The 25,388-nt window shown below is 57.7% G+C and carries 25 protein-coding genes and 1 tRNA gene; 11 read left to right on the forward strand and 15 right to left on the reverse strand.

What is annotated here, in order from left to right; genetic code table 11:
• The first annotated feature begins 99 nt into the window (after positions 1 to 99).
• Both QP968_RS02455 and QP968_RS02460 read left to right on the forward strand, forming a co-directional pair.
• Positions 100 to 1,500 (forward strand): NAD(P)/FAD-dependent oxidoreductase, encoded by a 1,401-nt coding sequence (locus QP968_RS02455; RefSeq protein WP_284854855.1) that lies wholly within the window; start codon positions 100 to 102, stop codon positions 1,498 to 1,500.
• Between the two features lie 112 nt (positions 1,501 to 1,612).
• Positions 1,613 to 2,683 carry a magnesium and cobalt transport protein CorA gene (locus QP968_RS02460; protein WP_284854856.1) on the forward strand — a complete coding sequence of 357 codons (1,071 nt, stop codon included), beginning with the start codon at positions 1,613 to 1,615 and terminating at the stop codon, positions 2,681 to 2,683.
• Here QP968_RS02460 and QP968_RS02465 read toward each other — a convergent pair.
• Positions 2,680 to 3,120: a PaaI family thioesterase gene (locus tag QP968_RS02465; RefSeq protein ID WP_284854857.1), complete on the reverse strand. Its 441-nt coding sequence runs from the start codon at positions 3,118 to 3,120 to the stop codon at positions 2,680 to 2,682. The two genes, QP968_RS02460 and QP968_RS02465, sit on opposite strands and share 4 nt — an antisense overlap.
• Before the next feature lie 71 nt (positions 3,121 to 3,191).
• Here QP968_RS02465 and gnd point away from each other — a divergent pair, with 71 nt between their 5' ends.
• From gnd to QP968_RS02495, 6 genes are read left to right on the forward strand one after another with little or no spacing between them, the layout of a single operon-like run.
• Entirely contained in the window at positions 3,192 to 4,694 is a 1,503-nt protein-coding gene (gene gnd, locus QP968_RS02470; RefSeq protein ID WP_284854858.1) for an NADP-dependent phosphogluconate dehydrogenase, read from the forward strand.
• 49 nt (positions 4,695 to 4,743) lie between these two features.
• Complete coding sequence (locus QP968_RS02475; RefSeq protein ID WP_284854859.1) at positions 4,744 to 6,084, forward strand: DEAD/DEAH box helicase; 1,341 nt, start codon at positions 4,744 to 4,746, stop codon at positions 6,082 to 6,084.
• A gap of 12 nt (positions 6,085 to 6,096) precedes the next feature.
• Positions 6,097 to 7,479 (forward strand): hemolysin family protein, encoded by a 1,383-nt coding sequence (locus tag QP968_RS02480; protein WP_284854860.1) that lies wholly within the window; start codon positions 6,097 to 6,099, stop codon positions 7,477 to 7,479.
• On the forward strand, positions 7,476 to 8,537 hold the full coding sequence (locus tag QP968_RS02485) for a hemolysin family protein (protein ID WP_284854861.1): 1,062 nt from the start codon (positions 7,476 to 7,478) through the stop codon (positions 8,535 to 8,537). The genes QP968_RS02480 and QP968_RS02485 overlap by 4 nt, the downstream gene beginning before the upstream one ends.
• 8 nt (positions 8,538 to 8,545) lie before the next feature.
• The gene (locus QP968_RS02490) at positions 8,546 to 9,412 is read left to right on the forward strand and encodes a 3-methyladenine DNA glycosylase (RefSeq protein WP_502870905.1); all 867 of its coding nucleotides are present in this window, start codon (positions 8,546 to 8,548) and stop codon (positions 9,410 to 9,412) included.
• 33 nt (positions 9,413 to 9,445) lie between these two features.
• Positions 9,446 to 10,876 (forward strand): vWA domain-containing protein, encoded by a 1,431-nt coding sequence (locus tag QP968_RS02495; protein WP_284854863.1) that lies wholly within the window; start codon positions 9,446 to 9,448, stop codon positions 10,874 to 10,876.
• Positions 10,877 to 10,948: 72 nt separating this feature from the next.
• Here QP968_RS02495 and QP968_RS02500 read toward each other — a convergent pair whose 3' ends face one another.
• The 5 genes from QP968_RS02500 to secA2 all read right to left on the reverse strand — a co-directional run bounded on the left by QP968_RS02500 (position 10,949) and on the right by secA2 (position 16,077).
• Positions 10,949 to 11,533, reverse strand: a complete 585-nt coding sequence (locus tag QP968_RS02500; RefSeq protein WP_284854864.1) for a MerR family transcriptional regulator — start codon at positions 11,531 to 11,533, stop codon at positions 10,949 to 10,951.
• A 233-nt stretch (positions 11,534 to 11,766) separates the two neighbouring features.
• Positions 11,767 to 12,333 carry a bifunctional nuclease family protein gene (locus QP968_RS02505; RefSeq protein ID WP_284854865.1) on the reverse strand — a complete coding sequence of 189 codons (567 nt, stop codon included), beginning with the start codon at positions 12,331 to 12,333 and terminating at the stop codon, positions 11,767 to 11,769.
• A 7-nt stretch (positions 12,334 to 12,340) separates the two neighbouring features.
• On the reverse strand, positions 12,341 to 13,078 hold the full coding sequence (gene ftsR / locus QP968_RS02510; RefSeq protein WP_284854866.1) for a transcriptional regulator FtsR: 738 nt from the start codon (positions 13,076 to 13,078) through the stop codon (positions 12,341 to 12,343).
• 77 nt (positions 13,079 to 13,155) lie between these two features.
• Entirely contained in the window at positions 13,156 to 13,584 is a 429-nt protein-coding gene (odhI, locus tag QP968_RS02515) for an oxoglutarate dehydrogenase inhibitor Odhl (RefSeq protein ID WP_284865168.1), read from the reverse strand.
• A gap of 195 nt (positions 13,585 to 13,779) precedes the next feature.
• Positions 13,780 to 16,077, reverse strand: coding sequence for an accessory Sec system translocase SecA2 (secA2, locus tag QP968_RS02520; protein WP_284854867.1), 2,298 nt, complete (start codon positions 16,075 to 16,077; stop codon positions 13,780 to 13,782).
• Between the two features lie 107 nt (positions 16,078 to 16,184).
• On the opposite strand from secA2, the gene QP968_RS02525 reads away from it, so the two are divergent.
• Positions 16,185 to 16,258: transfer RNA gene (locus tag QP968_RS02525), tRNA-Pro, on the forward strand.
• Positions 16,259 to 16,408: 150 nt separating this feature from the next.
• Here the strand turns inward: QP968_RS02525 and QP968_RS02530 are convergent.
• From QP968_RS02530 to QP968_RS02540, 3 genes are all read right to left on the reverse strand, one after another.
• A complete protein-coding gene (locus QP968_RS02530; RefSeq protein ID WP_284854868.1) occupies positions 16,409 to 16,669 on the reverse strand; it encodes a Txe/YoeB family addiction module toxin in 261 nt (86 codons plus the stop codon).
• Positions 16,669 to 16,923, reverse strand: coding sequence for a type II toxin-antitoxin system Phd/YefM family antitoxin (locus QP968_RS02535; RefSeq protein WP_284854869.1), 255 nt, complete (start codon positions 16,921 to 16,923; stop codon positions 16,669 to 16,671). Before QP968_RS02535 ends, QP968_RS02530 begins: the two co-directional genes overlap by 1 nt.
• A gap of 85 nt (positions 16,924 to 17,008) precedes the next feature.
• Complete coding sequence (locus tag QP968_RS02540) at positions 17,009 to 18,379, reverse strand: MFS transporter (protein WP_284854870.1); 1,371 nt, start codon at positions 18,377 to 18,379, stop codon at positions 17,009 to 17,011.
• Between the two features lie 68 nt (positions 18,380 to 18,447).
• Here QP968_RS02540 and QP968_RS02545 point away from each other — a divergent pair, with 68 nt between their 5' ends.
• On the forward strand, positions 18,448 to 18,852 hold the full coding sequence (locus QP968_RS02545) for a cation:proton antiporter domain-containing protein (RefSeq protein WP_284854871.1): 405 nt from the start codon (positions 18,448 to 18,450) through the stop codon (positions 18,850 to 18,852).
• Between the two features lie 21 nt (positions 18,853 to 18,873).
• Here the strand turns inward: QP968_RS02545 and QP968_RS02550 are convergent, their stop codons facing one another.
• Positions 18,874 to 19,836 carry a CE1 family esterase gene (locus QP968_RS02550; RefSeq protein WP_284854872.1) on the reverse strand — a complete coding sequence of 321 codons (963 nt, stop codon included), beginning with the start codon at positions 19,834 to 19,836 and terminating at the stop codon, positions 18,874 to 18,876.
• A gap of 67 nt (positions 19,837 to 19,903) precedes the next feature.
• On the opposite strand from QP968_RS02550, the gene QP968_RS02555 reads away from it, so the two are divergent.
• Positions 19,904 to 20,695: a class I SAM-dependent methyltransferase gene (locus QP968_RS02555; protein WP_284854873.1), complete on the forward strand. Its 792-nt coding sequence runs from the start codon at positions 19,904 to 19,906 to the stop codon at positions 20,693 to 20,695.
• Here the strand turns inward: QP968_RS02555 and QP968_RS02560 are convergent.
• Genes QP968_RS02560 through scpB form a run of 5 tightly spaced genes read right to left on the reverse strand, consistent with a single transcriptional unit; the run spans position 20,692 to position 25,387 of the window.
• Complete coding sequence (locus tag QP968_RS02560; protein WP_284854874.1) at positions 20,692 to 21,426, reverse strand: CE1 family esterase; 735 nt, start codon at positions 21,424 to 21,426, stop codon at positions 20,692 to 20,694. The two genes, QP968_RS02555 and QP968_RS02560, sit on opposite strands and share 4 nt — an antisense overlap.
• Positions 21,427 to 21,438: 12 nt before the next feature.
• Complete coding sequence (der, locus tag QP968_RS02565; protein ID WP_284854875.1) at positions 21,439 to 23,043, reverse strand: ribosome biogenesis GTPase Der; 1,605 nt, start codon at positions 23,041 to 23,043, stop codon at positions 21,439 to 21,441.
• Positions 23,043 to 23,732, reverse strand: coding sequence for a (d)CMP kinase (cmk, locus tag QP968_RS02570; protein WP_284855103.1), 690 nt, complete (start codon positions 23,730 to 23,732; stop codon positions 23,043 to 23,045). Before cmk ends, der begins: the two co-directional genes overlap by 1 nt.
• Positions 23,733 to 23,771: 39 nt before the next feature.
• Entirely contained in the window at positions 23,772 to 24,812 is a 1,041-nt protein-coding gene (locus QP968_RS02575; RefSeq protein WP_284854876.1) for a pseudouridine synthase, read from the reverse strand.
• 11 nt (positions 24,813 to 24,823) lie between these two features.
• On the reverse strand, positions 24,824 to 25,387 hold the full coding sequence (gene scpB, locus QP968_RS02580; protein ID WP_284854877.1) for an SMC-Scp complex subunit ScpB: 564 nt from the start codon (positions 25,385 to 25,387) through the stop codon (positions 24,824 to 24,826).
• Position 25,388 lies beyond the last annotated feature (1 nt).

Here is a 25,388-nt window from a genome sequence, read left to right on the forward strand (position 1 = left end):
ATGATCACATGACGGATCTGCCTATAAGGCTTCACCCAGGCTAAAACAGGCTCGCAACAAGCCACGCGCTCAAGAAGAAAACTTAAAGGAGTTTTTTACATGTCCGACAAACCGTACCGTCCGGCCGGAAACCGCCACCATGTTGTCATCATTGGCTCTGGTTTCGGCGGGCTCTTTGCCGCGCGTGAACTGGACGGCGCTGATGTGGACGTGACGCTCATTAGCCGCACGAACTTCCACCTCTTCCCGCCGCTCCTGTACCAGGTAGCCACCGGCATCCTTGGCAGCGGTGAGATTGCTACATCCACCCGCCAGATCCTGGGCAAGCAGAAGAACACGGACGTTGTGCGTGGTGATGTCACGGACATCAACCTGGAAGACAAGACCGTCACCTTCACCGAGGGTGAATTCACCCGTGTCTACGAGTACGACTCCCTCATCGTTGCTGCCGGTGCTGGCCAGTCTTACTTTGGCAACGACCACTTTGCTGAATTCGCTCCGGGCCTGAAGACCATTGACCATGCACTGGAGATTCGCGCACGTCTGCTTTCCGCTTTCGAGCGCGCTGAAGTCACCGAGGATCCGGCTGAGCGCGAGCGTCTGCTCACCTTCGTCATCGTGGGTGCAGGGCCGACGGGTGTCGAGCTTGCTGGCCAGGTTGCAGAGCTTGCCCACCGCAGCTTCCGCAACGAGTACTCCAATTTCCGCCCGTCGAGCGCAAAGATCGTGCTTCTCGACGGCGCTCCGCAGGTCCTCCCACCATTTGGCAAGCGTCTGGGCAGGAAGGCTCAGCGCGAGCTGGAGCGTCTTGGTGTGACCGTGTACTTGAACTCCCTGGTGACCAACCTTGATGCGGATTCCGTCACCTACAAGAACATGACCACCGATGAAGAGACCACGATTGAGTCTTACACCAAGATTTGGTCCGCCGGTGTCGCTGCTTCCCCACTGGGCAAGATGGTGGCAGAGCAGGCTGGCCTCGAGGTGGACCGCGCCGGCAAGGTGCCGGTAAACAAGGACCTGTCCGTTGGTGATCACCGGGACGTCTTCGTCGTCGGCGACATGATGAACCTTGACCGCCTCCCGGGTCTTGCCCAGGTGGCTATCCAGTCTGGTGAGTACGCTGCGAAGGCCATTAAGGCCGGTGTTGAGCAGAACCAGCAGCCGGACGAGCGCGAGGCATTTGAGTACTTTGACAAGGGCTCCATGGCTATCGTGTCCCGCTTCCACGCTGTGGTGAAGATGGGCAAGGTGGAAATCGCTGGTTTCATGGGCTGGATCATGTGGCTGTTGGTTCACGTATCCTTCCTGGTGTCCAAGCGCAACCGCATCGTGTCCATGTTCACCTGGACGTTGAATGCTCTGTCGCCCAAGCGCTACAACCTGGTGTCCACGTTGCAGCACATGCACGCGCGGACCGGGCTGCTCCAGCTGCAGAAGCAGTTGGGAGATGAAGCAGATAACTTCGCTGAAATCCGTGACACCAAGGATGAGAACTAAAGCCCTACTGCTGTAAGATCCCGGCTATCTCCACTCCCCTTCTACATCTGAAGCGGGGTGGAGATTTTGTCCCTAATCCACACGACCCAGGAGTAACAAGGGGGTCCCCGCAATGCCGCCCAAGATTCCGTTGCCACGCAACCGAAAGGCTCCAGCACAACGCGAACGTCGTCCCCTGCCTGTTCCTGTGGAACGGTCGGTGGATTTTTGTCGCGTCTTCGTTGATGGGGTGAACCAACCAGGTACTTACCAGTTCTCCACCGCCATGCAGCGCGTGCAGGGCTCGGACAACGCCTATGTGTGGCTTTCACTCAAAGAACCCAGTGTGGAGCAAATGGAACAGGTTGCCGCTCTATTTGGGATCCACGAACTGATTGTTGAGGACGCGGTGACGGCCCACCAGCGCCCCAAGGTTGAGCGCTATGGGGATCAACTCTTCATCGTGGTACGCACAGTGGAATATCGCGATGATTCTGAGGTGACAGATCTCCGCGAGATCATTTCTACTGGTGAGGTCCAGATACTGATTGGCAGTAACTTTGTCATCACCATCCGCCACGACGCGGAACTACCCAACCTGACGCGTGAATTGGTGGAGGACCCGGAGATTTCCTCTCTTGGTCCGGCGGCCGTCGCGTGGAAAGTCGCTGACCACATCGTGGAAAACTACGCCCGGGTAACCACCTACCTGAGTGAAGATGTGGATGAGTTGGAAAATGAGGTTTTTACACCACGCCGAGAAATCAACATCGACAAAATCTACATGTACAAGCGTGAGATTTTGGAGATGCGCCACGCTATTGATCCTCTTGGTCCGGCACTCCGGACTGGGCTCTCCTTGCACAATGATCTGTTGAGCAAGGAGCTGAGCTCCTACCTGCGCGACGTTCAGGACAACGCGATGATTGTCACTGATACCGTGTCAGGCTTTGATGAGCGACTGTCATCCCTTTTGGATGCTTCCGTGGCAAAGGTTTCCATGCAGCAGAACACCGACATGCGCACGATTTCTGCTGTGGTTGGTATGGCAGCGCTGCCCACGATGATTGCCGGAATCTATGGCATGAACTTTGAGTACATGCCGGAGCTCGGGTGGCACTACGCCTACCCCATTGTGCTCCTAGTCATGCTGGGCAGTATGGCAGCCATGTACTGGTGGTTCCGTAAGAACCACTGGCTCTAGCGCATCACCATGGTGCGCAGCGTGGTCTCTGCTGCGAGCTTGCCGTCGTGCCGCATTTCAATCTTCCAGATCTGTGTGCGACTGCCCACGTGAATCGGTGTTGCCTCGGCTTCAATCACGCCAGACTGCACGCTGCGGATCAGGTCGGTGTTGTTGTTCATACCCACCACCGGTGCGCCGGCTGCTAGGTAGCCAGCGAAGGAACCCATGCTCTCCCCGATGGAGCAGAACACGCCACCGTTAACCAGACCGGCTGGCTGGTGGAGGTGCGGGCCAACCTCAATGGTGGCTACCATCTTCTCTGGGCCGAAGTCTTTGTACTGGAGTCCGATGAAGTCATCGAATTTGGTCATCTGGCTGTTGAGGAAGGCAAGTTCCTGCTCAGTAAGTTGCCGTTTGCTGAATTCTTCGAGGTTGCTGAGGTCTTTGATGTCCATGCACCCAAACTGTAGCAACGAACACATTCCTTGTGGCCTGCTTGAGCGAGGATCTTTGTATGCTCTTTCCTATGACTTCGAATGACGCATCGGCTAATGCCACCTCTGCCCCCGCTGATTCCACCGCTGGTCTTGCACAGATTGGCGTGGTGGGAATGGCCGTGATGGGTTCTAACCTTGCCCGTAATTTTGCTTCCCGTGGCCACACCGTGGCTATCTACAACCGTTCCCCAGAAAAGACCCGCGCTGTGATGGAACAGTATGGCAATGAGGGCTCTTTCATTCCATCGGAGACTATCGAGGATTTCGTGGCTTCCCTGGAACGTCCACGTAAAGCTGTGATCATGGTGGCTGCAGGCGCCGGCACAGATGCTGTGATTGATCAGCTGGTTGAAGCGATGGATGACGGCGACATCATCATCGATGGTGGCAACGCGCTTTTCACCGACACGATTCGCCGTGAGAAGGAAGTTGCTGCGAAGGGCCGCCACTTCGTGGGCGCGGGTATTTCCGGCGGTGAGGAGGGCGCGCTGCGTGGTCCGTCTATCATGCCGGGCGGCCCGAAGGAGTCTTGGGAGACCCTGGGGCCGCTGCTTGAGGATATTTCCGCCAAGGTGGATGGTGTTCCTTGCGTGACGCACATCGGTCCAGATGGTGCTGGCCACTTTGTCAAGATGGTGCACAACGGCATCGAGTACGCGGATATGCAGGTCATCGGTGAGGCATACCACCTGCTCCGCTACGCAGCAGGCATTGAGCCAGCTGAGCTCGCCGAGATTTTCTCCGAGTGGAACCAGGGTGACCTGGACTCCTACCTGATTGAGATCACGGCTGAAGTTCTGCGCCAGGTTGATGCGAAGACGGGCAAGCCGTTTATCGACGTCGTGGTGGATGCCGCTGGCCAGAAAGGCACCGGCCGTTGGACCGTAAAGGAAGCACTAGATCTCGGCGTGCCCACCACCGGTATTGGTGAGGCCGTGTTTGCCCGCGCACTGTCTTCCTCTCTTGCACAGCGTCAGGCAGTCCAGGAGACCGGCCTTCCGGCTGGCCAGACCGCTGATTTGGCCAGCCTAGGTGTGGACAAGGAACAGTTCGTGGAGGATGTTCGCCGTGCGCTCTACGCATCCAAACTGGTTGCCTACGCACAGGGCTTTGATGAGATTACCGCGGGCTCGCAGGAGCACGGTTGGGATATTAAGCCGCAGGATTTGGCGACGATTTGGCGTGGCGGTTGCATCATCCGCGCGAAATTCCTCAACCGCATCACAGAGGCCTACAACAACAATCCGGAGTTGCCGTCCCTGCTGCTTGATCCGTATTTCCGCGGTGAGCTAGAGAACGGTCTGATTGATTCCTGGCGCCGCGTTGTCGTTGTGGCAACTCAGCTGGGTCTTCCCATTCCGGTGTTTGCTTCCAGTCTTTCCTACTACGACTCGCTGCGTGCACAGCGTCTGCCAGCTGCGCTGATTCAGGGGCAGCGTGACTTCTTCGGTGCGCACACCTATAAGCGCGTTGACATGGAAGGCACATACCACACCAACTGGTCCGGTAACCGCGAAGAAGTGTCCTCCTAGAGCGGTTCGGGTTCACGAATGCACCGGAGGAGGCAGTAGACTTCCTCCGGTGCCTACCTTTGACCAGCTGGGATTACCAGCCCCCATTGTCAGTGTTCTGAATAGACAGGGAATCACGGAACCATTTCCTATTCAGGCTGCAGCAATCCCAGACATCCTCGCTGGGAAAGACGTGCTGGGGCGCGGGCCGACTGGTTCGGGCAAGACTTTCACCTTTGGGCTTCCCATGCTGAGCCTTTTGGCCGGTGCGCCATCGCGCCCAGGCAAACCACGCGGACTAATTCTTGCCCCTACCCGTGAATTGGCGGCGCAGATCCGTCAGCGTTTGGATGATCCCGCAGCAGCACTCGGTATGCGTGTCCTTGAGGTTGTTGGCGGTGTGAACATCAACAACCACATTCGTTCCTTGGCCTCCCCTGTTGATCTTCTGGTGGCTACACCAGGTCGTGCCCAGGACCTGATCAACCAAGGCAAGCTTGACTTTTCCGCAGTAGAGATCACGGCTATCGACGAGGCGGATCAGATGGCCGACATGGGTTTTCTCCCTCAGGTGCGTAAGCTTCTGTCTGCAACCCCAAAGCGTGGCCAGCGGTTGTTGTTTTCTGCGACACTGGACGGGGACGTCGATAAGCTTGTGCAACAATTCATGCACAATCCGGTGACTCATTCGACGGCGCCTGTGCAAGCCGCGGTGGATTCGATGGAGCATTACCAGCTTCTCGTGGGCACGCGTGAAGCACGCAACGATATCGTGCCCTTTATTGCGGCGCGTGAGGGAAAAACTGTCATGTTCATGCGTACGAAGCATGGCGTTGACCGGCAGGTGAAGAAGCTACGTCGGGTGGGTATCAATGCGCATCCGCTGCATGGCGATAAGGGCCAGGGGGCTCGTACCCGCGCGATTGAGGGCTTTGCGGACGGCTCCATCCCTGTCCTCGTGGCCACTGATATTGCCGCGCGCGGGATTGATATTTCGGATGTTTCACTGGTCGTGCACATTGACCCACCCTCTGAACACAAGGCGTACCTGCATCGCGCTGGGCGTACAGCACGCGCTGGCACCTCGGGCACCGTGGTCACCCTGGTGATGGATGACCAGCGAAAAGAAGTTGATCAGTTGCTTCGGAAGGCTGGAGTCGACGCGACCAAGGTGGAGGTCCGCGCAGGTGATGCAGAATTAGCTAAAATTACGGGAGCGAGAAAGCCCACCGGAAACCCGCTGCCTCCACCAGGACAGCCGGCAAAGGCAGGACAATCCTCGTCTTCCAACCACCGGTCGGCGCGCGGCAACAACCGTCGACGCGGAGGCAACCAACCACACCGCTCAGGCGCACGCCGCCAGAAAAGGAGTTCAGGGCGCGGAAAGCGCGGCACCAACCGCTCTTCCTAGCGTCCCCGGCCCATGGACATTCTCATATCCATCCTCGCCCTTCTCGGGTTTATTTTGCTCACGACATCAACAGGCCTGTTCGTTGCTATTGAATTCGCTATGACGGGGCTGGAGCGCTCGGTGCTTGAGGCCCATGTCCTGGAAAAGGGCGATAAAACAGCCAAGGCAGTTCAGCGCGACCATTCGAATCTTTCCTTCGTGCTCTCCGGGGCGCAGCTAGGCATCACCCTCACCACGTTGGCCACGGGCTTCCTGGCAGAGCCTGTACTCGCTCGATTCTTCGGGCCCGCGCTAGAACTCGTGGGTTTGAACGAATCTGCATCACGCGCTGTAGCCATCGTGTTGGCACTCATTGTGGCCACTATTTTGTCGATGGTCTTCGGCGAGCTGGTGCCCAAGAACATCGCCATTACTAATCCGTTGGCCACCGCGCGTTTCGTAGTGCCGCCGGTGAACGCTTTCAACACTGTGTTCGCCTGGTTTATTAAGTCCATGAACGCCTCCGCTAACTGGTTCGTGCGCAAGATGGGTATCGAGCCTGCTGATGAGTTGGCATCTGCCCGCTCCGGCCCAGAACTCGGTGCGATGGTGCGCAGCTCGGCTCAAGCCGGTGGTTTGGATAAGGAGACCGCGCGGATGATTGACCGCTCCCTCCAGTTCGGGGAAACCACGGCGGAGGAAGTGATGACACCGAGGTCCACTATCGATTCCCTGGATGCAGAAGACACTGTCAGCGACCTCATTGCGCTGGCTATGGAAACAGGACACTCCCGCTTCCCCGTTCGTCGCGGAGATTTGGATGACACGATCGGTCTTGTCCACATCAAGGATGCTTTCTCCGTTGACCGTGCATTGCGCGCCACAACCAAGGTGGAAGACTTAGCTAAACCGATCAGCTCTGTACCGGGCACACTCGATGGTGATGCTGTTTTGAATCAGGTGCGTTCCGCTGGCTCTCAAGTGGTGCTCGTCGCCGATGAATACGGAGGCACACAAGGGTTGGTCACCATTGAGGATGTTGTTGAGGAGATCCTCGGCGAGGTCTATGACGAATACGATGACCGTGAATCAGAGCGCGACTTCCAACGATTCGGTTCCTCGTGGGAGGTCTCCGGGCTCGTGCGCCTGGACGAATTGAGTGACCGAGTTAGCTACCTCGCTCCTGACGGGCCTTACGAAACGCTGGGTGGGCTGATCATGTTCGCACTAGGCCATATTCCCGAGGTTGGAGACACAGTGGTGTTGCCAAGGACTGAACAAGAAGTCCACGAGGATTTTGAAACCGGTAATGCGGGTGCCTGGATTGCACGTGTCACCCAGATGGACGGGCGTCGCCTGGACAAGGCGATTCTTACTCCCATTTCCCATGAGGATGTTGCGAGGTACCAGTCATGAGCCTCGGTCTAGCAACAATTCTTATCGTCGTTTTGCTCGCGGCAAACGCCTTCTTCGTTGCCGCTGAGTTTGCCCTGGTGTCTTCCCGCAGGGACCGCCTTGAATCGATGATCGCTCAAGGCAAGACGGGTGCGAAGAGGGCTCTCGACGCATCTGAACATCTTTCCTTATACCTGGCTGGTGCTCAGTTTGGCATCACCATCGCGTCATTGATCTTGGGTAAGGTCGCAGAACCTGCAATCGCCCACTTCTTGGAGCGTCCGTTTGAGTTCATCGGTGTGCCCGACAATCTGGTGCACCCGTTGTCCTTCGTTATCGCGTTGCTGTTCATCACAGTTTTGCACATCATCTTTGGTGAGATGGTTCCCAAGAATGTGGCCATTGCAGGGCCTGAAACACTAGCGGTGTGGTTGACCCCAGCCATGGATCTGTGGGTAAAGGTAACGCGTCCGTTGATTTATGGGCTGAACGAGATCGCACGCTTCACCCTTAGGCTGTTCGGCATTGAACAGCGTGACGAGCTTGATGCGACCGTGGATCAAGAACAGCTCGCTTCGATGATCCTAGAGTCCCGTGAGGAAGGGTTGTTGGATGCGGAGGAGACTCTGCGTCTAGCGAATGCCTTGAAATCGGAATCACGCAACCTGAAGGAAGTAATGATCCCGATCGATCAGTTGGTTACTCTCCCCTACTCACGCACCGGCATTCCGCTGTCTGTTCTGGAGAACGCGGTGCGAGAGACCGGGTATTCCCGATTCCCAGTAGAGGGCTCCGGTGGAGCTTTGGTCGGCTACATCCACGTCAAGGACGTGCTCGATCTGCTGGACACGGATGAGTCTGGTGTCACGGATCCTCTGATCCCCTATAACCGTGTGCGCAGGCTGAGCATTGTGGATGGCTCCGGCAGCCTTGATGATGCCTTGACGGCTATGCACCGGCGCTCTGCCCACATGGCACAGGTCCGCGATAACGGTGAGCTCGTCGGCGTGCTTGCGCTGGAGGACCTTATTGAAGAGTACGTGGGAACCGTGACCGACTGGACGCACGAGGAAGACTAGTGGACCAGGTGGTTCTTCCCCGCGCACAGTGGGAAGCCGACGCAGCAGCGCATGAGGAGCGCGCCCGCCAGTGGATTGAGCCGAACCTGCAACGTCGTGCGCGGGGTGAGAAGCATCCGATCTGGGACTTCCTCTTCGACTACTACGCTGTGCGCCCGGCGCATGTGTATCGCTGGCACCCGGGGTTAGGCGTCGCTTTAGAAGATGCGGCCGATGCCCCGCAGACCCGATGGCGTGACTATGCAATCAGCGGCGATGGCACGGTGACCGCGGATGTTGCGAGCTTTGTGGCCCACCGTGGACCAAGTCTTGCTAAAACGCTCGAGCTACTTACTGCTATGGAGCTCAACCGGCCACAGTTTGATTGTTTCGGGCTGCACGAGTGGGCGATGGTGTACCGCACCGAGAAGCCGCGCCATGATCTTCCGTTGCGTTTGGGCACGCGTGGGACAGCAGAGGTTGTGGAATCGCACACGCTCAAGTGCACGCACTTTGATGCTTATCGGTTCTTCACTCCACCGGCGAAGCCGCTGAATCTCACGGTGTTGAGCAACGACACGCGCCCCGCCCATGATCAGTGTGCCTGTTTGCATACCGGAATGGATTTGTTCAAGTGGGCTTTCAAAGCCGGCCCGCTTATTCCCGGCTCCCTTCTTCTGGATTGCCTCGAGTTAGCCATGGATATTCGCCTGTTGGACATGGAGGCCTCACCCTATGATTGCCGCCCGCTGGGGTACGGGGTTGTCGCAATAGAAACGGCAGAGGGGAAAGCAGACTACGTGGCACAGCAACGAGCTTTTGCGCAGCGTGCGGAACCTCTGCGACACCAGCTCGTGCGCTTCTACGAGCTCGCGCTGTCAGCCGATAAGCTGTAGTGCGGAAACTCACTGCACGAAAGGGACCTCCAGATGGGACGCCATTCCTCGGGGAAGAATAATTACGCACTGTCAAAGGGGGCCATTGCCTTCCTTGCCTTGATTGCGATTCTTGGGCTCCTTGCGGCGTATATCTTCTCTAACCGCAGCAACACCAATGATGAGCTCAATGCCGGTGGTACGGAGGAGGAGTCGTGTGTCGCGGGAGACCTCGCGTTGCCAGTCGCCGCTTCCTCCGAGGAAGTTGGGCGCATGCTTATCGACGTCTACTCGGAGACCGCCCCCGTCGTCCGCGACTACTGCGTCCGCCCGGTGTATGTGGATTCACTGGCGGAAGCTGCAGTGTATATTGCTCCGAACACTTCCATCTCCCATACCGAGTTGGAAGAAGCCGGACGGGCAGCAGCAACGAATGAACCGTTGACGGTGGCGTCCGTTCCAGCGGGTGTTGCTGGTTCCACTGAGGTTAAGCCTGACACCGTTGATGTGGCTACGGTGGATTTCCCCATTGGGGATCAGCCTGAGGCCTCAGCTCTGGTGGCCGCTAAGCTGGCCCCTTCTGAAAGCGAAGCAGTTGCTGCTTTGACCGAGCATCGCATCGCGTCTACCTCGAAGGCCGAGTTGAACTCCACTCGTCTCATTGCCACAGCGGAGTTTGCCACCCCTGAAGGCTTTAAGTTCAGTCGGGTTGAGGGAGCCGACATTGTTTATTCTGCTATCCCCTTGACCACGTCGGACAACGTCACTGAGGATCAAGCCCGTGCCGGCCAAGCTTTTGCTGACACAACCGGCAAGCTTTTCACCGGTGATGGTGCAACCAAACTTCCTGTCATCGCTGAATCGGTGTGGGCCGCTGCCCTGCCTGAGGGTGGCCGATTGAAGACTGGTAGCGTGGACAACAGCACTGAATCAACAAACATGGCAACTGCAGCATCCACAGATACGCTCTTTGTTCTAGATACGTCCGCGGGCATGACCAACTACGCTTCTGCGGCCGAGGACGGTATTGCCCAGGCAGCGAAGAAGCTTTCCGCTGCGGGCCACCGTGTTGGTCTATGGAACTACTCCTCTCCCTTGTCCCCTGGAGTGGCTAACGGCTACCGTACCAATGTCGCCTTGGGAGACAACGGCGAGGAGGTCGCCAGCGCAGTCACACGCTTCCTCAACGACGGCAGCCCTCAAACCCACGAGGTTGTTTTAGCCGTGCTTGCTTACGCCCAAACAACTGCGAGTGCTGAGAACCCAGTGCGCATTGTCCTCGTCACCTCCGGCACGTCTGATGCGTCCACCCCGATCGCTGAATCAATCAAGCAAGCCGGGGACGCCAGCGTCGAACTGTCAGTCGTCCACGTTGGTGGCGGCGAAGAGGATAAGGATCTTGCCTCCGCCGCACAGTCTGCGACAACAGCGGCGGATGCTAAAGCGCTGCCTCAGGCTATCTTCGGCGCAGCGGCTGTACGCTAGCCACCCCATAACACAAAGGAACCTGCTGCCTCATATTGAGGTAGCAGGTTCCTTCTTTAAGCTTCGGAAGTTCTACGAGCTACGGCGACGGCGGCGGTCAGCCAGCTCATCTAGAGTCACCACGTTGTCAGAATCTTCCTTGGACTCGATGTCCCCAATACGCTCGGATGGGAAAGCGGAGATCGTGCCGGTGAGTTCCTTAACAATCTGCGGGACAGCAATAGCAAACACGCCCTGGCCACCACCGAGCAGATCGATGATTTCGTCGTTGCTGCGGCATTCGTAGACCGTTGCGCCGTCCGAAACAAGGATGATCTCTGAGATCTCACCGACACCGCGGTCGCGCAGGTTGTCCACAGCGAGACGGATGTTCTGGAGTGAGATGCCGGTGTCCAACAGGCCCTTGACAATCTTCAGAACAAGGATGTCTTTAAAGGAGTACAGACGTTGGGAGCCTGATCCGGTCGCGTTGCGGATGGAAGGACGCACTAGATCAGTGCGTGCCCAGTAATCGAGCTGGCGGTACGTGATGCCGGCAACCTGGCATGCGATGGGCACACGGTAGCCAACCTCATCGGATGGACCCAGATCAAACAGGGTCTCCTGGACTGGGGCCTCGATCTCGCCGTCGGCGGCGTAGGTGTCAAACGTACTCACGTAATTACTCCCATGAAGTTTCAAAAGGGGCGCACTAGTTATTAAATGCCAAGCTTAAACTTCGGTCAAGACTTCGACGTGCAACACGCCGTAACTTAAACCTCTACTTTAAGTTTAGTCCTATCTTGCACCATTGTCATCTTAAATAACAACAGTAGCTTTTACATCACTAATCACATAGGTAACAGCTCTAACTGTGCGAGGTGTCTAAGTGGGTGGCAGTGATGGGGGTTCTACTCCCCAGCTTCGCCGAACCCGAGATCCCCTTCTTCAACACCAAGATCACGCATGAGCTGCTGGAAATCTGCGTCAGCTTGTGCATCCCCACTCGCAGATTCGGGGTGCCTCTGGGGTTGGCTGTTCGTGTCCAATTCAACATCAAAATAATCAGCGGCGTCTTCTGGGGACAACCAGATAGAAGCTTGATTAATCACCAGCTCATCTACCTCGATAGGTAGATCCATCATCGAAGCAATGATGAAGAGATCAGACGGACGACAATCAACTTCAGTGCCATTGTCCATGGTGATCTGCCCCATAAAAACACCGTTGTAGTAACTGCTGATTTCAAGGGCTGAAACGCCGGTTGTGGAGTGTGCGATGACTTCGGTCAACACATCGTGAGTATCCGGTCGCTTTGGTTCCCACTCAGCAATCCGGGCGACGAGCTGCGCGCCACCAACGGGCGGTAACCAGACAGGAAGGAAACGTTGGCGTTCCTCCCAAAGCAATACCGCGCAGAGGAAGTTTTCGGGCCCGATGGGAAAGACTCCACAGAGCTTAACGGTTACTGTGCTCATGGAGCGACTACCTACCACTTGAGCGCCGCAGCTCGTTCTTCACCAAAGATGTGTTCAGTGCCAGGATCTGGCTCATCATGTTTTGTGCCATTTCATCAGCCTCCTGAGCAGCAGAAGCCTTCCCTGATTTCGCCACTGGCTGGGTCACGCTAGCGATTAGATCAGCCTGACGTACTGCAGCTTGGCGCAAGGTCTTGATGTGGCGCTCATCCAACCCGAACTGGATCAAACCATGAACGGCGGAAAGAGCGCGGACATCATTTGCGGAGAATAATCCTGAAGGATCAGGGTGAATCAAACCTGCTTTGATACAGGACTCCACGAGCGCCGGATCGCACTTCGCTTGCTCCGCCAACATGTCATCGGAGAAGCGGGCTGGCGCCTGGGCCGCAAGACTATCGGTGGTGAAGATTTGCTCTGCGGGCTGTCCAGGAATCAGGGCGGCTACTGCGCCATTGTCCATGGCTTCAAGCTGCTCACGGATGACCTTAAGCGGAAGATAGTTATCGCGCTGCGTCACCAGAATGTATCGCAGGCGATCCACATCAGCGTCTGTGAAACGGCGGTAACCAGATTGGGTGCGCTCGGGCGAAATTAACCCCTCAGATTCAAGGAAACGGATCTTGGACACCGTGACATCCGGGAATTCCTCACGCAAACGTTTAATCACCACACCGATAGACATGGTTTTCACGCCCGTGCGGGGGGCGGGCGTTGCGGGAGTAGTCTTCCGGATTGCGCTCACGGCGTTCAGTTCACCTTGAAGGAGGGGCTAGGGGTACAACAAAGTCGCCTCGTCGATGACGAGTGCTGTAACGGGGTTTATGCGTTGTCCGCAATAAAGACCAGACGGAACTTGCCAATCTGGATCTCATCGCCCGTGGACAGTGCCTGCGAGTTACGTGGCTCACGGTTGACGTAGGTGCCGTTGAGCGATCCGACATCCACAACCTCAAACTCGCCTGCGTTACGGCGGAATTCAGCGTGACGGCGGGAAACGGTCACGTCATCGAGGAAGATGTCAGCCTCTGGGTGACGGCCGGCGGTGGTGGTGTCCTGGTCTAGCAGGAAGCGTGCGCCAGCATTCGGGCCACGCTTTACTACGAGGAGGGCTGCGCCCTCAGGCAGGCCCTCAACGCCGCCTACGTTCTCAGAGGCGGTAGCTCCCGTCTCCATCTCCTTCAGAAGATCGGCACGGAATACCGAAGTGGTTTCTACCTGTGCCTCCGGCGTACCGGTGTTCTCGCTCATGTCTTCTCCTGACGTTGTCGACGGAATCAAACTTACCGAACAAATTTCAGTACAAAATTTAGTCCACGATCATCATACCGGCATCTTGAATCACTGCGAGTTAGAACCGGCTGAGTCGCAGCGTTTTCACAGTCTCACCTGGAAAAAAGGAGTTCCGACACGCCGGAGCTAGGCGTTCCAGTAGCCTCCACTGCCCTACCGGAACATGTTGGCAATACCCGAAATGACGGAGTTGCCACCGCCTGACAAAGGGTTATCGGAGACCATATAGGTCCAGGTTGCGCTGGGGCGCTTCCAGCCGGCGTCTTCCATGTGGGCCCCGGCATCGTCGATAAGCACACTATTGAACGTGTCTACTGCCTGTTCAACCGCACGATTGGCCAGGTGCTTGAACTCGCGCACGGCAATGCGGTGGTACTCGGTCAGGGGCGTCTCACGCGCGATGGCGCGCAAGTGGATGGACTCTCGCACCTCATCCATGTGGGACAGATGTTCTGACCATTCGTCATCCAAGTGGAAAAGCATGATCTCACGCGCAGCTTGTTCCAGAACGCCCTGATCAATGCCCGCAGCCTCAAGCTCAGCAGCACGCTCCGAACTACGCTCAGCGAGCTCAACCCAAGCCCGGTCGGTGTCGAGGAGGGTGGCGCGGCGTTCGTCGATAATCGCCCGATGATCAGCCAAGAGTTGGTTGTACTTCCACGTCTGCGCGTGGATTTCCAGCAGCTGTCCCTCGGTCACGCGCTGGCAGTGGGCGATGAAATCGTGGACCCGTTTGGTATCAATCCGCCCATTCTCGTTGGGCTGTGCTGTGATCTGCTCATCCGCGCCTCCTGCGGTGACGATGTCATCCTCCAAGGAGACGAAGAACAGGCTCAAACCCGGATCTCCTTGGCGTCCAGCGCGCCCACGCAGCTGGTTGTCCAAGCGTGCTGTGCGGTGGCGTGCAGTGCCGATCACAGCCAAGCCACCGAGTTCCACAACAGCATCGCGGTCAGATTCATCAGCACCACCGAGACGAATATCAGTACCGCGACCAGCCATCTGGGTAGACACGGTCACGCGACCCAGATCACCGGCTTCGGCGATGATGCGGGCTTCTTCCTCATCGTTCTTCGCGTTGAGCACGTTGACGGTAATCCCCTGCTCCTCCAATGCCTCCGCGAGCGCCTCCGATTCAGCCACGTCATGTGTACCCACGAGAAGCGGCTGGCCAGTGGAGTGAATGTAGGCGATCTCCCCCACCAGCGCCTTGAACTTATCGTCCATGGTGGCGTAGATTCGGTCCGCCTCATCAAAACGCTGGAGTGGTTTTGCCCGGTCAATCGTGGACACACCAAGGTCATAGAACTGGCGGAGCTGATCAGTCGCTTCCACCGCCGTACCGGTCATGCCGCACACCAGCGGGTAACGGCGCATGAGAGCCTGAAGGGTAATGGAATCGAGGATCCGGCCACCTTCGGAGACATCCAAGCCTTCCTTCGCCTCTACAGCGGCTTGGAGGCCGTCAGGCCAGCGCTGCAGTTCAGCCACGCGGCCGCGTGAGGCATCCACGAGGTCGATTTTGCCGTCCTGCACGATGTAGTGGACATCCCGGATGAGCAGGGCCTTCGCGTGCAGCGCCAAATTCACACGGACCAGGATGGTGCCAATGTTCTCATCGGAATACAACGAATCAATTCCAAGGGCCTTCTCAATCTTGGCCGCACCGTCATCGGTAAGGAAGACATTCCGGCGGTCTGAATCGATGGTGTAGTCCTTGTCTTCGACTAGATGGGACACCGCCTCAGTGATCTGGCCAGTGGCCTGCTCCCCCGGCTTGGAGCCGGCGAGGACGAGGGGGACCAAAGCTTCGTCTACAAGCACACTGTCCGCTTCATCGACGAGCGCAACGTCTGCTGGGGCCTGGACTGTCTGGCTTCGGTGCGTGATCTGGTTGTCGCGCAGATGATCAAAGCCGATCTCGGCGACAGGCGCGTACACAATGTCACTCTTGTACGCCGCAACGCGCTCTTCGCGTGTAGAGGCCTCCGTGACCGACGCGACCGACAACCCAAAGAACTCCACGAGTGGTCGCATCCACTCCGCATCGCGATGGGCGAGGTAGTTATTCACCGTGATCACGTGCACCCGTTTTCCGGTCAGTGCGAAACCCGTCGCCGCCATCGCTCCAACGAGTGTCTTGCCTTCACCCGTGGCCATCTGGATGACATCACCTTCGAGCAGGCGGAGCACTGCCTGATTCTGTACCTCAAACGGCGTCATGCCGAGCGTGCGCGTCGATGCCACGGTGAGCAACGCGAGGAACTCCGGCTTCTTCGAAATCTCCCCGTTCGCGACAGTCTCTCGCACCGCCTCGGCGATCTGCGCATCGCTGTACTGCTCATACCCAGCGATCAGCTCATGCGCTTGCGACACAATGCCTTTCGACTTCTTGTTGTTGCGCTCGGCGGTTGAGCCCATCGCCTTCCAGAACCAGTCAAACTTGCCCATGGGGCAACTTTACGTGACCAGCCGATTACATCAATCAATCCCCCGTGGGGTAATCTAGCGGACGTTCGCTTCATGCAGGCTTAACGCTTGCGCTTATCGACGAACAACGGGCTGTGGCGCAGTTTGGTAGCGCACCACACTGGGGGTGTGGGGGTCGCAGGTTCAAATCCTGTCAGTCCGACAAAATCTTTTCGGGGATTCTTGCCAAAGGCGGGAGCGCCTATGCGTCAGGCTGCATAAGAGTGTGGTCCAATCAGGGTCCCCATTGGGCATTCACGTCCCAAGCTGCTTAGCATCGAGATAATCAGCACAATCTCCGGTTCAGCCTTAATTAGCGTCCGTAATGATATCGGCAGGCCGCGATTCGCACTTCCCCATCCATGACTTGGTACACCAATCGGTGTTCATCTGTGATTCGTCTCGACCAATACCCTGACAACTCATGCTTGAGCGCTTCGGGCTTGCCGATTCCCTCGTTACCGTTTCGGACAATGTCCTTGATTAGTTGGTTGATGCGTTTGAGGATTCGCCGATCAACTGACTGCCACCATAGATAATCTTCCCACGCTGCCTCGTCCCAGATGAGAAGCATTATTCCTCAATGAGAGCGTGCTGTGAACCACGCTGATTCTCTAGGTTTTCAATAGAACCAAGCAGACGGCGCGCATTAGCCGGCGAACGCAGAAGATACGCGGTTTCACGCAAAGACTCGTATTCAGATAGCGACACAATCACGACGGGTTCATGGCCAGCGCGAGTTATGACGGCTTCTTCGCGGTCATTAACCACATCATTCAGCACCTGTGCATAGTTCGCGCGGGATTCGGTGTAGCTGTAAGTCTTCATAGTCCACCTCCCAGCGGTTAACGTACAGAAAACCGTACAGTCCTACGTGTGCGACGTCAATCCCCCAATACAGACGTTATTCGTGCTAATTGTCCGATTCGACGACTCGGTACTTAGCTCCACCTACGAACTTGGAGGTTGCACGCTTAGCGACGAGCAGCCCAATGAAACCAAATGCCCACACGGCAAGGACCGCGAGCCAACCGATGCGGAAGGACTCCCAGGTGTAGTTGCCGCCGGTCGAGGTGGCGTCAAGCAAGAACCCAACGCTCGGTGCAGCAATCATGGTGGCCACGAACCCGCCCATGTTGGCCAGGCCGGTGCCGGTGGCCAGAATCTTTCGGTCAACTTCCTCACGGACGGAGTCAAAACCGAAGTTGGACTTAGCGCCGAGAGCTGCCATCAGAATGTTGAGCACAATGACTGCCCAGAAGGCAGGCGGGTTAGTGGGCAGCAGGAATGCGACCCAGATAAGAAGGTCCATGACGGCGATGATTGCCACCACATTGATGCGCTTGCGGCCCGTGCGGGCGGAGATCATGCCCATCAAAGGGCCAGCGAGGATCACGGCCGCGGTGTTGATCACCAGAACGGAACTGGCTTGAGCCGGGCTCAGCCCCAAGCCCAAGGTCATCAGCGGCATGCCCCACAGAAGGGTGAAGATGCACTGGTGCATCAGGCCGGTCCAGTGGGTGAAGAAGCCCTGCCAGCACACCGGGTTGGTCAGGACCATCTTCAAGGTTTGGCCGATGGTGAGGCGCTCCGATTCGGTGCTGCGGTGGGCGTTTTTGTCTTTGCGGGCGCCGGGGGCGTCGGCAAGCGCGACAAGCCCCACGATTACGATGATGAGGCCGGCGGTACTGACGGACAGGAACGCGGGCACCCACCCCGCGGCATGAAGGATGGCTAGGAATGGCACAGCGGAGATGAACTGGCCTAGCTGACCCAGCCCCGCGGTGAGCTGTGTGAACAGCGGAGTCAGGCGCAGCGGGAACCACAGGGGCAACAAACGCATGGCTCCCAAGAATGCAGTAGCGTCGCCCGCGCCAATGAGCACACGAGCAGCGACTGCGAGTGGGTATGACGTGGTGAACGCGATGATCACCTGGCCGATGGCCATGATGAGCGCACCAGCGACCATTGTCTTCTTAGGGCCGATGCGGTCAATGATGATGCCGGTAGGAATCTGCGCCAAGGCGTACACGCCCACCTGGACAGCGGTGAACACAGCCAGCTGGGAGGCGTTGATGTGGAAGCGATCGAGGGCCTCCACGCCGGCAACACCGAGGGACGTACGGCCGACGATTGCCACGACGTAGGTAAGCAGAGCCGCCACCCACACGACAAGCGCGCGAGCAGTCAGCTGCTCACGCGGGTTCTTTGGTGTGGAGTCTGCGGGTTGGCTCCGTGTTGCTTCCGGTTCACGAGAATGACGCTGATTTTCCACGCGTCTCATGCTAGACCTGCCCCACAAACTGTGTATCGGCGGGTCGTGCTCTCCCCATTAGGGGGAGAGCACGTTTCGTGCTTCTGGACAATCTGCCGGTGATGCAGACTTCAACCTGCGGATTTGTTACTCACGTACTTGGTTGCGGTCTCATTCCATGGGCTGTGCGACTGCCACCGCTCATTGGGTTTCTCGTTGCCGGCTTTGCGCTCCATGCCGCTGGCGTAGAACATGATGCGGCACTCGACCTCTTCTCCGACATCGGCGTGAGCCTCATGCTGTTTGCCATTGGTCTGCGCCTCGACCTCAAGGCGTTGACCGATGAATGCGTGATCAGTTCGGTGGCCATGTACTGCGAAGATGTCGAGGACCTGGAAGCCCTTGGCCTTAACGTTGTCGTCCACCTCCAAGACGGTGCCGGCGAATCCTTGGCAGAACGCACCTTCATTGAGAACAGGCACCGGCAGCTGAAGGCGGAGTAAACCTATGCCCCACTCTGGCGCCTAGTTGCGCCGGGGGATGCGGAAAAAGTCCAGGATCGTCTTCGTCGCAAAGTTTTTGCTTGTTAGTGCGCCCGGCCCGATGTCGATGAGATCGCCGGGCCACACGTGTCTACTGCCCTCGAGGCGGTAATGCTCCAGCGGCGCATCGCAATGCTGCCAGGTGAGTTTTTGTCCCGGACGTTCAAAGGGTTCAGTGATGGGCTGTGGGTGGCAGTGATTCCGCTTCTCCGCTTCGACGAGAACGCGCTGTACAGGCTCATAGCGGGTGTGATACCGCCAGCCGCCTTCATAGTCGATGACTGGATCGGCAGTGCCATGGAAGTCAATCTGCTTCATGGGCACCGGCGCGCACCCCTCAAACACCTTCTCGTAGTAGGCGGCTGACACAGTGGCAATACCGGTGAGATGGTGTGGCCGATGGCAGGCTGCATACGCCACAAATCCGCCGCCGTTGGAGTGGCCGGCAGCGAACACACGGGCTGGATTAACCGGATAATCGCGCAGCATCTGCTCACGCACCGCGTCGAAAAATGCGAGGTCCTCCTCCCCCGTCGTCGTTGCGTACGGTGCGGGAGCCCACGAGGTGTTCACGCCCTGCATGTACACCACAACAGCGTGGGCGGAATCAAAGTTCGTGGTGGCGCGCATCTGATCCATGGTCATGCGGTAGCCGTGAAAAACCATGATGAGTGGCAACCCATCAAGCGCGTGCACATCCGTTGGTGTGGAGACGAGGTATTCGCGTTCATGCCCGCCAATGTGCATCGTGCGTCGGTGCGTCGTCGTTGGGCCATTGGGCATTGGGCGGTATTCCGGCGGTTCGTTGAAGACTTCCACGACTTTGTCCTCAACCGCGGCTTTGCCCGGCAGTGAGCCGCATGCGCTCACATGAAAGCAGCTCAACAGCACCACAGCAGCAGCAACTGCTGGGCGGAAAGCAGATTTTAGGCGGGCATTTTTCACTCGTTCTAACCTACGCTACTTGCCCAAAAATTCACGTCCTACCCAGACACCAGGTACATTGCACCCCATGAGTTTCGGCCCGGAGCAACATCGCTTCATTCCAAGCAAAAAGAATGCGCCGGGGTTCAGCGACGAAACAGCACGCACGTTCACCGCGGGGGCGTTTCAAGCAGGAGCATCGCTTTACGACGATGTCCGGCCTTCCTACCCTTTCGCGGTTTCTGAGCTTGTCACTGATGCGACAACCGTGATTGATGTCGGTGCAGGATCGGGCAAACTCGCGGCAGATTTGCTGACCCCTGGGCGCACGGTCTTTGCTGTGGACCCGTCAGCAGACATGCTTACCGTGTTGAAGCAACAGCACTCAGCAGTACATGCTTGGCGCGCAACTGCTGAGGCAACCGGGGTGCGGGATAGTTCGGTGGACGCCTACGTCAGCGCGCAGACCTGGCACTGGGTGGACACTGCAGCAGCAAGCGCGGAGGCTGACCGAGTAGTCGTACCTGGTGGCAAGCTCATGTTGTGCTGGAACACGCTCGACGTTTCCCACCCATGGGTACTGCGCTATTCCCGCATCTCTCATTCCGGTGACGTGCACCGCGAAGGCTTCTACCCGGAGGTATATGCCCCCTGGTCCCTGACTGAGGAGCTTCGCCTGCGCTGGTTCCAGGAAGTCACCACGGCTGATTTGTTCGCGCTGGCTAAAACGCGGTCCTACTGGTTGCGTGCATCAGACACGACGCGAGCGAAGGTAGAGGCGAATCTGAGGTGGTACCTCTACGAACGATTGGGGTTTGAAGAAGGAGATCGGATTCCTCTGCCCTATCGCACCGACGCATTCTTGTATGAGCGTGCTTAGTGCTCAGCCCAGGTGATACAAAAGAAATCGAGAATAATCTCGGTGACATCAATGCCCCGACTGCGCGCCCAGATTCCTGCTGGCCACTCATGGCCCATGCCCTCGACAGGAATGTGAGCAGTCCGCGCCTGGTCGCCGTTGCGCTCAGCGAAAGCAGTGGCAACATCCCATGCTGGTTGGATGACTCCCCCGCCACCACGGTTTTCACCGGCATAGGGCACAACGTCGTCCCAGGTGCCATGGATATTTAGGTAGTCAATGGGAGATCCTGCAGCTAGCTCATCCGCACTCGACCGGATGGCACCGGCAACGGTAGCTGCACCGGCGTACTTGTCTGGGTTGTTTGTGGCCAGAACAGCAACGAGCCCACCGCCATTGGAGAATCCGGCGAGGTACACGCGCTGCGGATCAATGGAGTACGCAGAGCTGATGTCAGCAATAATCGCTTCGATCAGTGCGGTGTCTTGCTCCACCGTCGTGATGGCATAAGGCGCTGGACTCCACGCCAGGCCCTGTCCAGTGGGTGTGACAACGACAGCGTTGGCTACGCCAAGGTTTGTGCCAATGAGAAAGTCGTAGCCATTATCCCCCTTGCCGTGAATACCCACGATCAGTGGCAACGGCTCACCATTATGCGCCGTTGATGGGACAGAACAGTGGTAAGAAAACTGCTGTGTTCCATGACCGGGCACGTCAACGGTGACAGTGCGAGTGCTGCGAGGGTGTGGCACGACAGTTGGCTCCTAGCGGCGCTTCGGGTTGCGCTCACGCACGCGTACGGCGAAGCGCACTGGAGTGCCGTGGTAACCGAACTGCTCACGGAACTTACGCTCCAAGTAACGGCGGTAACCAGCATCCAGGAAGCCAGTGGTGAACAGCACGATGGTCGGCGGACGTGTGCCCGCCATGGTGGCAAAAAGCACCTTGGGCAGGCGGTTATTCTTCATCGGCGGAGGGTTAGCGGCAATTGCCTCACGCAGCCAGTTGTTCAGCTGGCCGGTGGAGATGCGGCGATCCCAATTTTCCAGTGCCGTGATCATCTCCTGCTCCAGGCGGTGCAGACCGCGACCGGTCTCGGCGGAGATATTTATCTTGGATACCCACGGCAACTGGTTTAGCTGCATGTCGAATTCGCGGTCAAAGTAGTACCTGCGGTCCTCATCCATCAGGTCCCACTTGTTGAAGGCAATGACCATGGCCTTGCCCGCATCCAACACCATGGAGATGACGCGTTGGTCTTGTTCAGTGATCTCCTGGGATGCGTCGATAAGCACGACGCATACTTCTGCCGCATCGATCGTGCCGCGCGTACGCAACGAGGCGTAGTACTCATGCCCCGTTGCGTTCTTGACCTTCTTGCGTAGGCCAGCAGTATCAATGAAGCGCCATAGCTTTTGATCCAGCTGGATGAGCTCATCCACCGGGTCAACCGTCGTGCCGGCAACGTTGTCCACCACGGCACGGTCAGACTTGGACAGCTTGTTCAGCAAAGAGGACTTACCCACATTCGGCTTACCCACCAGGGTCACGCGGCGTGGGCCCTCCGTGATGGAGTTGGCGGACTTGGGTACTTCAGGGAAGAGACGGATGATCTCATCCAAAACATCCGCACCACCGCGACCGTGCAGAGCGGACACTGGCCACGGATCGCCCAAGCCGAGGGAATAAAACTCCGCAACGTCCGCCCACTGGGACTCAGACTCAAACTTGTTCGCAACAAGAATGACCGGCACATCAGAGCGCTGCAGGTTCCGTGCCATTGCGGCATCGGACTCTGTCACGCCGACGTGGGAATCCACGACCATGAGGATGATGTCTGCATCATGCATCGCTGCTTCTGACTGGTGCGCGATAGAGGCGTGAATGCCCTTGGCATCCGGGTCCCACCCACCGGTGTCCTGTACCCAGAAACGGCGGCCTGCCCAGTCAGCCAAGTAGCTCACGCGGTCACGGGTCACCCCTGGGTGGTCCTCGACCACGGCTTCGCGGCGACCCAGGAAACGGTTGACCAAAGAGGACTTGCCTACGTTCGGACGGCCAACAATGGCAACCGTGGGAAGAGCTTCCTCCAAGTGCCCATCCGCATTGATGCGCTGAACGCCAAAAGCAGCTTCGACCTCAGCCCAATCCTCCTCGGACATGTCGTTGGTGATGTCAACATCACCTTCGGAATCCTCACCGTAGTCGGCGGGGCCGAACTCCGATTCGTCGAAAAGCTGCTCAGCTTCCTCCCCATATTCAGAGATGAAATACTCTTCGCCCTCATAGTCCGCGGGGTTGAACTCGGTGTACTCGAACTCCGTGGGCGCATCTTCCGAAAACTCGTTGTTGTTGCGCTGGTCAGTCATCATGCACTCCTTTCAATCAACGCGATGAGGGTAGCCAGGACCTCGTCCTTGCTCATGGTCGAAGTATCGATGATCTCCGCATCCTCGGCGGGACGAAGCGGACTCGTCGCCCGCGAAGAATCCAGCTCATCGCGGCGGATCACGTCGGCGAGCACAGTGGCAAAGTCGACCTCGCGCCCAGCGGAGACATCTTGGTCATAGCGGCGCTGCGCGCGCACCTCCGGTGAAGCCGTGAGGAAGGCCTTTGCCGGCGCGTCAACAAGCACAACCGTTCCAATGTCACGACCCTCCACGATAGCGCGGTGCGCGTCACGTGCGAGTTTGCGCTGCAATTCCACGAGGTTCACGCGTACCTCCGGAATCGCTGACACAGCGGACACATTCTGCGTAACGTCCCGTTCGCGGATCTCCCCCGAGACATCCTCCCCAGCAAGAATCACTTCGGTAGAATCCGGATCATCGGAGACTTCCAAAGGCAGATCACGAGTGACCTCAATGACGGCAACCCTATCAGCGGGGTCCACACCAGCACGGAGCACAGCCAAAGTGGCCACCCGGTACATCGCACCGGTATCCACATACTTTGCGTTGAGCTGCTTAGCCAACGCGCGGCACGTGGTGGATTTACCGGTCCCTGACGGCCCATCAACAGCAAGGATCAATCCGCCATCAGGCATGTTCGTCAGCATTGCCGGGTTAGTGTTTTGGATCTTGTCGGTGCTGCTCATTTACATCTCCACTGCCTTGTACAGAGCCGTCAGCTCCGAATCATTGAGCGCACGCATCGCGCCTGGCTTCAGCTCTCCAAGCTGAACCGTGTGCACTTTCGTGCGCACGAGACGCTGCACCGGGTAGCCGGCGGCCTTGAGCATGCGGCGGACGATGTGCTTGCGGCCCTCATGAATCTCCAATCGGATCAGCGATTGGCCTTGGTGAGTGTCCACGATCTGCACGTAGTCAGCCTTGGCCATACCGTCATCCAGCTCAATTCCGTTCTTGAGCTCGCGCACGAGTGCTGGCTTTGCTTCGCCCAGCACTGTAGCCAAGTACGTCTTGGACACGCCGTAGCGTGGGTGCATGAGGCGGTTAGCCAGCTCACCATCATTGGTGAGGATCAGCAGGCCTTCCGTGTCCGCATCAAGCCGGCCCACGTGAAAGAGGCGGTTACCGGCCACAACACGGTCAGCCACAACATCGCCCACGCAGGGTCGGCCGAACTCGTCCTCCATGGTCGTGTGCATACCGCGTGGCTTGTTCAGCGCGAAGTACTGGTGATCCTCATTCACATTCACACGCACACCATCAACACGGATGATGTCCACGTTCGGGTCCACGCGCACGCCCTGTTGGCGGATGATCTTGCCGTTGACCTCAACGCGACCTTCATCAATCATCACTTCGCAGTTCCGGCGCGAGGCAACGCCAGCCTGCGCCAGGACCTTTTGCAGACGAATGCCTTCTGCTTGACGACGTTTCTGTGGCCTACCCGTGCGGTGATCCCGTTCGTCCGGATCGCCGAGTTCCACTGCCTTGCCCTCGGGGGCGACGGGATCTTCACGGTAGTCCCACCAGTTATCAGCGAGCGGGTGCGGTTCTTCTGCCGCCTTTTCAGCAGCGGCACGACGCTCACTCAAGCTGACGTTCTGGTGTTTGGCGGGCTTTGCGTTGGAGAGCAAGAACTTCTGGTCCTTGCCCCGATTCTGTTGATTGTCATGGCTCTTGTTCGAGCCCTTATCCGGTGAGCCTTCTCGGCGAGCGGTAGGTTTCATAGTCCCCGAATCTACCAGGCATCTTCGATGGAATCGACTTCCGGAAGCAGCGGTGCCAAGTCTGGCAATCTGTCCAAAGAATCGATGCCTAGCTGCTCCAAGAACAGTTCGGTGGTGACGTAGCGGTGCGCACCAGACGATTCATCGGGTTCCACCTCAGCGATGAGTCCACGCAGAGTCAACGTGCGCATGACACCATCGACATTCACTCCTCGAACACCCGCTACTTGGGCTCGCGTCACCGGCTGCCGGTAGGCAACCACGGCCAGTGTTTCCATCGCCGCGCGACTGAGTTTTGTTTGCGTACCATCCACCAAGAAAGCTTCTACTGCATCAGCATTCTCTGGCCGGGTGTACAACCTCCACCCTTCAGCTGTTTCACGCAAGTCCATTCCAGAGCCACGGTGATCCAATTCTTCCGCCCACTCTTTCAGAGCTAAGGCAACATCTTCTGGGGCTGCATGCAAAGCACCGGCGAGGTCCGCCACGGTGGCGGGTGTATCGATCACCAGGATGACGGATTCAATCTGTGAGCGCAGCTGCGAGACCATGGGCAGGTCCGAGTTCTTCTCCATG

The organism is Corynebacterium sp. MSK041 (assembly GCF_030232265.1).
Taxonomy (GTDB): domain Bacteria; phylum Actinomycetota; class Actinomycetes; order Mycobacteriales; family Mycobacteriaceae; genus Corynebacterium.

Coding starts and splice junctions, on each gene's coding strand:
- cmk (WP_284855103.1), bottom strand. CDS start 23,732: ATGCTGACGAACATGCCTGATGGCGGATTGATCCTTGCTGTTGATGGG.
- secA2 (WP_284854867.1), bottom strand. CDS start 16,077: ATGGGCAAGTTTGACTGGTTCTGGAAGGCGATGGGCTCAACCGCCGAG.
- QP968_RS02575 (WP_284854876.1), bottom strand. CDS start 24,812: ATGAAACCTACCGCTCGCCGAGAAGGCTCACCGGATAAGGGCTCGAAC.
- QP968_RS02455 (WP_284854855.1), top strand. CDS start 100: ATGTCCGACAAACCGTACCGTCCGGCCGGAAACCGCCACCATGTTGTC.
- QP968_RS02505 (WP_284854865.1), bottom strand. CDS start 12,333: ATGAGCACAGTAACCGTTAAGCTCTGTGGAGTCTTTCCCATCGGGCCC.
- QP968_RS02460 (WP_284854856.1), top strand. CDS start 1,613: ATGCCGCCCAAGATTCCGTTGCCACGCAACCGAAAGGCTCCAGCACAA.
- QP968_RS02535 (WP_284854869.1), bottom strand. CDS start 16,923: ATGAAGACTTACAGCTACACCGAATCCCGCGCGAACTATGCACAGGTG.
- QP968_RS02485 (WP_284854861.1), top strand. CDS start 7,476: ATGAGCCTCGGTCTAGCAACAATTCTTATCGTCGTTTTGCTCGCGGCA.
- der (WP_284854875.1), bottom strand. CDS start 23,043: ATGACTGACCAGCGCAACAACAACGAGTTTTCGGAAGATGCGCCCACG.
- scpB (WP_284854877.1), bottom strand. CDS start 25,387: ATGGAGAAGAACTCGGACCTGCCCATGGTCTCGCAGCTGCGCTCACAG.
- QP968_RS02465 (WP_284854857.1), bottom strand. CDS start 3,120: ATGGACATCAAAGACCTCAGCAACCTCGAAGAATTCAGCAAACGGCAA.
- QP968_RS02495 (WP_284854863.1), top strand. CDS start 9,446: ATGGGACGCCATTCCTCGGGGAAGAATAATTACGCACTGTCAAAGGGG.
- QP968_RS02540 (WP_284854870.1), bottom strand. CDS start 18,379: ATGAGACGCGTGGAAAATCAGCGTCATTCTCGTGAACCGGAAGCAACA.
- QP968_RS02480 (WP_284854860.1), top strand. CDS start 6,097: ATGGACATTCTCATATCCATCCTCGCCCTTCTCGGGTTTATTTTGCTC.
- QP968_RS02555 (WP_284854873.1), top strand. CDS start 19,904: ATGAGTTTCGGCCCGGAGCAACATCGCTTCATTCCAAGCAAAAAGAAT.
- odhI (WP_284865168.1), bottom strand. CDS start 13,584: ATGAGCGAGAACACCGGTACGCCGGAGGCACAGGTAGAAACCACTTCG.
- gnd (WP_284854858.1), top strand. CDS start 3,192: ATGACTTCGAATGACGCATCGGCTAATGCCACCTCTGCCCCCGCTGAT.
- QP968_RS02530 (WP_284854868.1), bottom strand. CDS start 16,669: ATGCTTCTCATCTGGGACGAGGCAGCGTGGGAAGATTATCTATGGTGG.